Source organism: Hominisplanchenecus murintestinalis, assembly GCF_943193015.1.
Lineage (GTDB): Bacteria > Bacillota > Clostridia > Lachnospirales > Lachnospiraceae > Hominisplanchenecus_A > Hominisplanchenecus_A murintestinalis.
In genome coordinates this window covers 1-8,222 of the sequence record NZ_CALPCM010000068.1, presented here as the reverse complement: position 1 = coordinate 8,222, position 8,222 = coordinate 1, and the positions used below count along the sequence as shown (strand labels likewise).

Below are 8,222 nucleotides of genomic sequence, written 5' to 3'. Positions count from 1 at the left end.
CTAACACAGATGCAGGCATTAGCCAAGAGTCTGCCGGAATATCCGGTTGTCAGGGCAATGGGAGGTGTTGGAAATGTCCTTGCGCCTAAATTGATTGCAGAAATTGGGGATGTGAGAAGATTCCATAGCGGAAAAGCCCTGATAGCCCACGCAGGAATAGACGCGCCGCCCTATCAGTCAGGGCAGTTTATGGGGACAGAGAGGAAAATATCCAAGAGAGGTTCTTCCAGCCTGCGAAAGATTGGATATGAAGTGATGAGATGTCTGAAAACCCATAAAGAGCCAGCAGACGCAGCAGTGTATAGATTTATTTTGAAGAAAGAGAAGGAAAGTCAAAACGTGCAGCAAAAATAGCGGGATTAAATAAATTCCTTAGGATTTATTATGCACGTGTGATGGAAGTATACCAGAAGTAAAAAGAACTAAAACAGCGGATACGGCAGACCGGATTTTCCACCGGTCTAATTGTCGTGGGAAAAATTCATACGAAAAATATATTTAAAAACCTGCTAAAAAGTCTTGACTTTTGTTAGCAGGTTTTTATGTTCTTTTTTCGGGCAGTGATCTATCTGCTCATGCAACGCAGATTTGACTTATACATAGCATATCGGGGATTTGCAGGAAGCCAGTTAAAAAAATCCCTGCTTATGCAACGCTACTTCTCACCATGAAACCAGAAGTAGAATCTCCACTTAATAGAACATATATCTCCTATAACCGTAGAGGTCACAGAACCTTTGCGGTTTTTCTTTTGTCGTTTTTTATCGGAATGTGCCGCAGGGCTGTTTCCGCTGTTGGCTGTCGTTCGCCGCCTATCCAATCTGGATTTTTACATTTTTAAAAATTCGGATTGGAGGAAATAAGGAATGGCATATAACCACGGACGTGAGGACAGGAAATGGCGTATCTGGAAAGAAGCCGAGGAAAAAGTGCTGCGTGAGCATGGCGTTGATGAAGCGGTCATTGAGCAAATCCGCATGGAGGACAGGGCAGATTTTAATTCCAACAGGAGGTTTTACCGATGGACGAGCGACTTCGGCGAATACCTTGAGGAAATGGCGGACGCTGAACAGCAGGCAGAGCCGAATAGCGTTGCGGACTTATTGGACGAGATTGAAGACGAGAAACTGTATCAGGCACTTCTTACGGTGGACAAGCATACCCTGCTCATTCTCCTGCTGAAAATGCAGGGGTATTCCACAAGGGAGATTGCGGCAATGGCAGGGCTTACCGAAAGGGCGGTCTACAAACGCCTTGAACGGCTTCGTAAAAAATTAAAGCCTATTTTTTATCCTTTCGGGGAAATTTAACCATTTCCACGGGCTATTGGGTGGGAGGGCAATCCTCCCGCTCAATTTTTTTCGGGAGGAAAGGAAATGGCATACGGGGCAAAGACATACACGCTTCGGGAGGAATCCACGGAAAGCGGCAAAAGATATTTTATCAGCTTTAAGGACGGGCAGGGGGAACACCACGAGATAGAAGTGTCCGAGAAACTCTTTCTTGAATTTCGACAGATGGAAAGGAGGAACAGAAACCTTCAGCAATGGAACTAGCGGCACAGGGAGTTTAACGAGGTATGGGATGAAACCCTTTACAGACGGGCATTGCGTGTTCCCAAAACGCTTGATGAAAGAATGATTGAAAAAGAACGGAATGAGATATTCGCTAAAGCGGTTGCCCGACTGCCAGAGATACAAAGGCGGCGTTTCCTGCTCTATTACGAGTATGATTTTAATTTTTACCAAATCGGTGAAATGGAGCATTGCACCGCTTCCGCTGTCCAGAAGTCCGTTTCGGTTGCAAGGGAGAAAGTTAAGGCAGAAATGAGGAAGTATCTCAAACCATGAGTGCCACCGTCCGAAAAAGAAATCCGCTTATTATCGGCGTGGCACTGGCGGCATTACATACTCTCACTTTTTCCGTGGGAGTAAATCTATTTTAAGGAGGTCAACGCCTATGCGCAACAAAACCAAAGACATCGCCCGAAAGGAGGAATCCCATGCAGAAACTTCAGACAGTCAATGCAGACACGCTCCTCTATGAGCCGCTTGAGAAGCCATCCTTTGTGGTGGATGGTCTGATACCCACGGGCTTAACCCTGTTCTGCGGCGCACAGAAAATCGGCAAGAGCTGGCTCATGTTAAAGCTCTGTCTCTGCGTATCGCAGGGAATCCCCTTATGGGATATGCCGACACAGGAGAGCGACGTGCTTTACCTCTGCCTTGAGGACACGTTTTGCCGCATCCAAAACAGGCTGTTCCGCTTGACAGACGAAGCAAGCGGGCGGCTTCACTTCGCCGTGGCGAGCGATAAGCTGTCAGACGGTCTTATCGTGCAGTTGGAAGATTATCTGAAAGAATACCCCGACAGCAGGCTCATTGTGATTGACACCTTGCAGAAAGTCCGCACCGCATCCAAAGACAACGCCTATGCAAGCGATTACGGGGACATCTCCCTTATCAAAGACTTTGCCGACAGGCATTCTCTGGCGGTCATTGTCGTACACCACATCCGAAAGCAGAACGACAGCGACGTGTTCAACAAAGTGTCTGGCACGACAGGACTGACGGGTAGTGCGGACGCAACCTTTGTCCTGCAACAGGAAAGCCGTGCGTCCAATGCCGCAAAGCTGTATGTGACGGGCAGGGACACGCCCTATCAGGAGTTCACGCTCCGCTTCCGTGATTGCAGTTGGGAACTGGTGGAACGTAAGGAGCAGGAACAGCTTGCCAAAGAAGCGATACCAGACGTCCTTTTTCGGATTGTAAATTTTATGCAGGACAAAGAGGAATGGACTGGCACAGCCACAGAGTTATTGGACGCTCTGGAGGAAACAGAAACAGCGGCAAATGTCTTGACAAAGTGGATGAACGAGTACCGCCTTGACTTCCTGCTTGAAAACCATATCCGTTATGATTTCAGCCGCAGGAGCAGCGGGCGGATGATTTCCCTTGCCGTTGCCACCGACATTTAAACCTATGTGACATCGGCGGCTTTACCTTATGCGTGACGGTCATGACGATGATGACGGTGTTTTTGGGATACCCCCTGCCACTGTCACCGTCATAGCGGATGTATGTAAAATCGGCGGCTCTGCCCTGCGGGTGACAGCGGTGACAGTGATGACGGCAATATTGGGATACCCCCGCCGCTGTCATCCCTACGGGAGAACACCCCGTAAACGCAAAGTGCAGGCGTGGGCTTTACTCGCCCTTTTCGGCTCGTAAAGCCACCCCTGCGGTCAGAAAAAACTCCCGATTTTTCTGACTGCGTTTACAGGGTGTAACACACTACACTTTGCCTTGCAAAGTCGTGTGCCAGACGTTCCCTCTGGACTCCCTTAAAGCAGGGCATACGCCCTGCTCCATCCTGCGCCTTACGGCTTCGGATGGAAGAATGTCGGCGTGAGAGTGACGGCTATGACTGGCGATAGGGGGTATCCCAAAATCACCGTCATCATCGTCATGACCGTCACGCATACAGATTACCCGCCGAAGAAAGGAAGATTGACTATGCCCTATGCAATCCTGCGTTTCCAGAAACGCAAGGCAGGCGGCGTTGTGGCTTGCGAACGCCACAACGAGCGGAAGAAAGAAGCCTATAAAAGCAACCCAGATATTGATATGGAACGCTCCAAAGATAACTACCATCTTGTGAATCCGCCCCGCTACACCTACAAGAAAGAGATAAACCAAATGGTAAAAGAAGCAGGCTGTAAGGTAAGGAAAGACAGTGTGATGATGGTGGAAACACTTATCACCGCTTCGCCCGAATTTATGAACAGCTTACCGCCCGAAGAACAAATAGCCTATTTCCAGACGGCTCTTGACTTCATTTCGGAGCGTGTGGGGAAGAAAAATATCCTCTCCGCAGTTGTTCATATGGACGAAAGAACGCTCCATATGCACCTGTGCTTTGTGCCGCTTACGCCAGATAACAAACTGTCAGCGAAGTCTATCTTAGGCAACCAAAAGAGCCTGTCCGAGTGGCAGACCGCCTACCATGAGCGGATGTCCGCACGGTGGAATCAACTTGAACGGGGGCAGTCCTCAATGGATACAAAGCGGAAGCATATCCCCACATGGCTCTATAAACTGGGCGGCAGACTGGATAAACAGTATGAAGAAATCGTGTCTGCCCTCTCCGACATCAACGCCTTTAACGCAGGAAAGAAGCGTGACAAGGCACTGGAACTGATTGCGGCATGGCTCCCAGACGTGGAGAAATTCTCTAAGGAAATCGGAAAACAGCAGACGTATATTGACAGCTTGAAAGAGAGAATCGGGCAGGAATCTGATTATGCGGGGCGTATGCGTGATGAAAAGTACGAGCAGGAATTAAAGGTACAAAAAGCCAACCAGAGGATATTTGAGTTGCAGAAAACCAACGAGCAGATGGAAAGGTTATTGAAAAAAATACCTCCAGAAGTATTAGAGGAATTGCAGAAAAGCAATCGGAATAGAGCGAAAGAAAGGTAGGAATGTGAATGAAGAAACAGGATTTTAAGGTATTAAAGACCGCAGATTTATATCCATTTCCCGACAATCCGTTTCATGTGGTGGAGGATGAAATGCTGTCAGAATTGGCAGAGAGTATCAAAGAGTTTGGAATCGTAACACCGATAATCACACGCCCGAAAGAGGACGGGAACGGTTATGAAATCATTGCGGGACAGCGGCGTGTGCGTGCTTCGGAGCTTGCAGGCATAAACACAATCCCCGCTTTTGTCCTGCCCTTAGACCGTAACCGAGCCATCATCACCCTTGTGGACAGCAACTTACAGCGTGAAAATATCCTGCCATCGGAGCGGGCGTTTGCTTATAAAATGAAATCCGAAGCCATGAAGCGGCAGGGTTTCCGCACGGACTTAACCTCGTCACAAGTTGGGACGAAGTTGCGGACGGACGATAAAGTGGCGCAGGGCTTCGGCGTGGGCAGGATGACCGTGCAGCGTTTCATCCGATTGACGGAGCTGATACCGCCGATTTTGCAGATGGTGGACGAGGGGAGAATCGCCCTCACGCCTGCGGTGGAGCTGTCCTTTCTGAAGAAAGGCGAGCAGGAAAATCTGTTCTCCACAATGGAGAGCGAGGAAGCAACGCCCTCACTCTCACAGGCACAGCGGATGAAAAGCCTAAGCCAGAGCGGGCGGCTTGACATGGATACCATCTTTGCGATTATGACGGAAGAAAAGGGAAACCAGAAAGAAACCGTGAAAATCGGCATGGAGAGGTTAAAGAAATACTTCCCGAAAGGAACAACGCCCAAGCAGATGGAGGACACCATCATCAGACTTTTGGAGCGTGAATTGCAGAGGAAACGGGGCAGGGAAAGCCGCTAATCTTCTCTTTTCGGGAGGTAAGTACAGAAAGTTGAGGTAGAGAATGAAAGAAATCCAGTACGAGATTGTAAAGGAAATCGCCGTATTGTCGGCGAGCGACAGCGGCTATACAAAGGAAATCAACTTGATTTCATGGAACGGGAAAGAACCAAAATATGACATCCGCAGCTTTTCCCCCAACCGTGAGAAGTGCGGCAAGGGAATCACGTTGACCGCTGATGAAGTGGCGGCGCTCCTTAAAGCATTGCAGGAAGAATTGAACAGCGGGGATTGATTGTGTCTGATTGGCAGGGCGGGAGCATTTTTATATACTCCCCTGCCCTGTCTGGAAAGGAAGATTTGAGTATGGGCGAGGATAAGAAAGCGAACAAAAAGAGAAAGCGCATTGTGGCAAAACAGCCAGTGCAGATGATTGTCAGCCGTGAATATGTCGGCACACAGACCGTTGCCGAAGCATTCATCCCGATTATCTTCGAGGACATCCGAAAGAGCATTACGGGAAATGACACCTTCGACAATGACGGGTTATCCGCTTAGAATGTACGCAATGGAATATGAAACCTATTAGAGCAAAGACGGAGGTTTTACAGTATGGCAGGAATCAAAGAAGAAAAGAAAATCTATTCAGTCGGCATTTACTGCCGCTTATCTAAGGACGATGGCACGGAAAACGAGAGTGCGAGCATTGCCACGCAGAAATCCATCCTCACGGATTATGTGAAAAAGCAGGGCTGGCACTTGGCAAAAACGTATGTGGACGATGGTTATTCTGGTACGAATTTCCAAAGACCGAGCTTCCAGAACATGATTAAGGACATTGAAAATGGGCTGATAAACTGCGTGATTACAAAGGATTTATCAAGACTGGGGAGAAATTATCTTGACTGCGGGCTGTATCTGGAAGTCTTTTTTCCCGAAAATAATGTGCGGTATATAGCGGTCAATGACGGTGTGGACACACTTAATAAATCAGTGATGGACATCACGCCGTTCCGCAATATCCTAAATGAAATGTATGCCGCCGACATATCAGTTAAGATAAAATCGGCGTACCGTGCGAGGTTTCAGCAGGGGAAATTCATGGGGACGTATGCGCCCTATGGATATATCAAAGACCCTGCCGACCATAATCATCTTTTGATAGATGATAAGGTGGCGCACATTGTAAGAGAGATATTCGACCTTGCACTTGCGGGAAACGGAATCTCCAAAATCCGCAAGCACATCAATAAAAAGCACGTCTTACGCCCTGCCGCTTATGCGGCGGAACAGGGGGCGACAGGTTATGAGCGGTACTTTGAGGATAACGAGGAAAGACGTTATATTTGGAGTGAGAACAGCGTGAGGGACATTTTAAGAAGCCCTATCTATGCGGGAAACCTTGCAGGCTACAAGCGGATTGCCGCTAACATGAAAAGCAAGAAACGTCCCTCTAAGCTGCCCGAAGAATGGGAAGTGATACCGAACACCCATGAGGGGATAGTCACGCAGGAGGAATTTGACACCGTCCAACAGCTTATCACAAGCCGCAGACTGCCAGAGAACAAGGGCGGATTTGAGAATATCTTTGCAGGCGTTATCAAGTGTGCGGACTGCGGCTACGCTCTGCGGGCTATGAGCGCAAACAGGAGGAAACGCCCCGACATCATCGACTGCGTACAATACACCTGTAATAATTATGGCAGGTACGGCAACGTCATGTGTACCGCACATGCCATTGAAGCGAGGGATTTATTCAACGCTGTCCTTGCCGACATCAACCGTTTTGCGGATATGGCGGTGAATGACGAGCGGGCGGTAAGGGCGATTGAGAAGCGTCTAACGGAAACAGACCAGAGCAAAGCAAAAACAATGGAGAAAGAACAAAAGAAGCTGAATAAACGCCTTGCGGAGCTTGACAGGCTGTTTTCCTCTCTTTATGAGGATAAGGTCATGGAGCGTATCACCGAGCGAAATTTCGAGATGATGTCGGGGAAATACCAGAAAGAACAGCTTGAAATCGAAGCACGGTTGAGGGAAGTAACGGAAACGCTCAATGAAAATTACGAGAAGTCGCAGGGAATCCGTGACTTCCTCTCCCTTATACGCAACTATCAAGGCTTAAAGGAACTGGACGCAACCGTGGTAAACGCACTGATAGACAAGATACTTGTTTCGGAGCGTGAGAAGTCAGCGGACGGAACGGTTAGGCAGGAAATCAAGATTTATTATAAATTCATCGGCTTTGTCGGTGAATTACATATCACACCTACGAAATGGTGGACAGCGTTGCCCGCTAAACATTGTACGGTGTGCGGCGTTGAATATGTCCCCGGCTCTGGCATATCGAAGTATTGTCCCGATTGTGCCAAGAAGATACAGAGGGAGAAATCAAACGAGTGCAAACGCAGGAGCAGGGAACAGAAAAGGATGGCATGTATTGAACTGTCCGCAAAATCTAACTGACTGATACGGATAATAGAATTGATAAACTTAAAGGTAAAAGGATAACAGAGTATTTGGTGCAGCGTTTATGATTGAATTTATGGTTGGAAATTTTCTCGATTTTAGTATATATTAGTATATATTGGTAACGAAAGGAGATAAAATTATGGGTAGTCAAGGAAAAGAACAGGAAGAAAAGCAAGAGAAGAAATGCTTTATTATTACACCTATAGGAGATTCAAACTCCGTTATATTTAGAAAAGCAAAAGGGGTTATTGAGAGTGTTATTAGACCTGTCTTGCAAAAAAATGGGTTTAATGATATAAAAGCAGCTTATGAAATAAATATTTCTGGTATGATAACGACACAGATTATCAATGATATTGGGGTCAAAAGCCCCGCTATAGTACCTTGAAAAGTTCATATATTTTGTAGTAAATACAAGCCTAAATAG

9 protein-coding genes and 2 pseudogenes are annotated in these 8,222 nt (G+C 47.4%); all 11 read left to right on the top strand.

Annotated elements, in window-relative coordinates; all coding sequences use genetic code 11:
- Window positions 1-416, top strand: a pseudogene (locus NFR99_RS13985) (transposase); the annotation flags it as partial.
- 450 nt (window positions 417-866) lie between these two features.
- The gene (locus NFR99_RS13980; protein WP_135976950.1) at window positions 867-1,310 is read left to right on the top strand and encodes an RNA polymerase sigma factor; all 444 of its coding nucleotides are present in this window, start codon (window positions 867-869) and stop codon (window positions 1,308-1,310) included.
- Window positions 1,311-1,376: 66 nt separating this feature from the next.
- Window positions 1,377-1,850: pseudogene (locus NFR99_RS13975) on the top strand (RNA polymerase sigma factor).
- 152 nt (window positions 1,851-2,002) lie between these two features.
- Complete coding sequence (locus tag NFR99_RS13970) at window positions 2,003-2,977, top strand: AAA family ATPase (RefSeq protein WP_135976949.1); 975 nt, start codon at window positions 2,003-2,005, stop codon at window positions 2,975-2,977.
- 28 nt (window positions 2,978-3,005) lie between these two features.
- Window positions 3,006-3,230 (top strand): hypothetical protein, encoded by a 225-nt coding sequence (locus NFR99_RS13965; RefSeq protein ID WP_168354856.1) that lies wholly within the window; start codon window positions 3,006-3,008, stop codon window positions 3,228-3,230.
- A gap of 285 nt (window positions 3,231-3,515) precedes the next feature.
- Window positions 3,516-4,481, top strand: a complete 966-nt coding sequence (mobV, locus tag NFR99_RS13960) for a MobV family relaxase (RefSeq protein ID WP_135976952.1) — start codon at window positions 3,516-3,518, stop codon at window positions 4,479-4,481.
- 8 nt (window positions 4,482-4,489) lie between these two features.
- Window positions 4,490-5,344 carry a ParB/RepB/Spo0J family partition protein gene (locus tag NFR99_RS13955; RefSeq protein WP_135976948.1) on the top strand — a complete coding sequence of 285 codons (855 nt, stop codon included), beginning with the start codon at window positions 4,490-4,492 and terminating at the stop codon, window positions 5,342-5,344.
- 43 nt (window positions 5,345-5,387) lie between these two features.
- Entirely contained in the window at window positions 5,388-5,618 is a 231-nt protein-coding gene (locus tag NFR99_RS13950; RefSeq protein WP_135976947.1) for a YdbC family protein, read from the top strand.
- Window positions 5,619-5,620: 2 nt separating this feature from the next.
- Complete coding sequence (locus NFR99_RS13945) at window positions 5,621-5,881, top strand: stage II sporulation protein R (protein WP_442907103.1); 261 nt, start codon at window positions 5,621-5,623, stop codon at window positions 5,879-5,881.
- A 54-nt stretch (window positions 5,882-5,935) separates the two neighbouring features.
- A complete protein-coding gene (locus NFR99_RS13940) occupies window positions 5,936-7,789 on the top strand; it encodes a recombinase family protein (protein WP_135976946.1) in 1,854 nt (617 codons plus the stop codon).
- Window positions 7,790-7,934: 145 nt separating this feature from the next.
- The gene (locus tag NFR99_RS13935) at window positions 7,935-8,183 is read left to right on the top strand and encodes a hypothetical protein (protein ID WP_135976945.1); all 249 of its coding nucleotides are present in this window, start codon (window positions 7,935-7,937) and stop codon (window positions 8,181-8,183) included.
- The last annotated feature ends 39 nt before the right edge of the window (window positions 8,184-8,222 follow it).

Coding starts and splice junctions, on each gene's coding strand:
- NFR99_RS13980 (WP_135976950.1), top strand. CDS start 867: ATGGCATATAACCACGGACGTGAGGACAGGAAATGGCGTATCTGGAAA.
- NFR99_RS13970 (WP_135976949.1), top strand. CDS start 2,003: ATGCAGAAACTTCAGACAGTCAATGCAGACACGCTCCTCTATGAGCCG.
- NFR99_RS13965 (WP_168354856.1), top strand. CDS start 3,006: ATGCGTGACGGTCATGACGATGATGACGGTGTTTTTGGGATACCCCCT.
- mobV (WP_135976952.1), top strand. CDS start 3,516: ATGCCCTATGCAATCCTGCGTTTCCAGAAACGCAAGGCAGGCGGCGTT.
- NFR99_RS13955 (WP_135976948.1), top strand. CDS start 4,490: ATGAAGAAACAGGATTTTAAGGTATTAAAGACCGCAGATTTATATCCA.
- NFR99_RS13950 (WP_135976947.1), top strand. CDS start 5,388: ATGAAAGAAATCCAGTACGAGATTGTAAAGGAAATCGCCGTATTGTCG.
- NFR99_RS13940 (WP_135976946.1), top strand. CDS start 5,936: ATGGCAGGAATCAAAGAAGAAAAGAAAATCTATTCAGTCGGCATTTAC.
- NFR99_RS13935 (WP_135976945.1), top strand. CDS start 7,935: ATGGGTAGTCAAGGAAAAGAACAGGAAGAAAAGCAAGAGAAGAAATGC.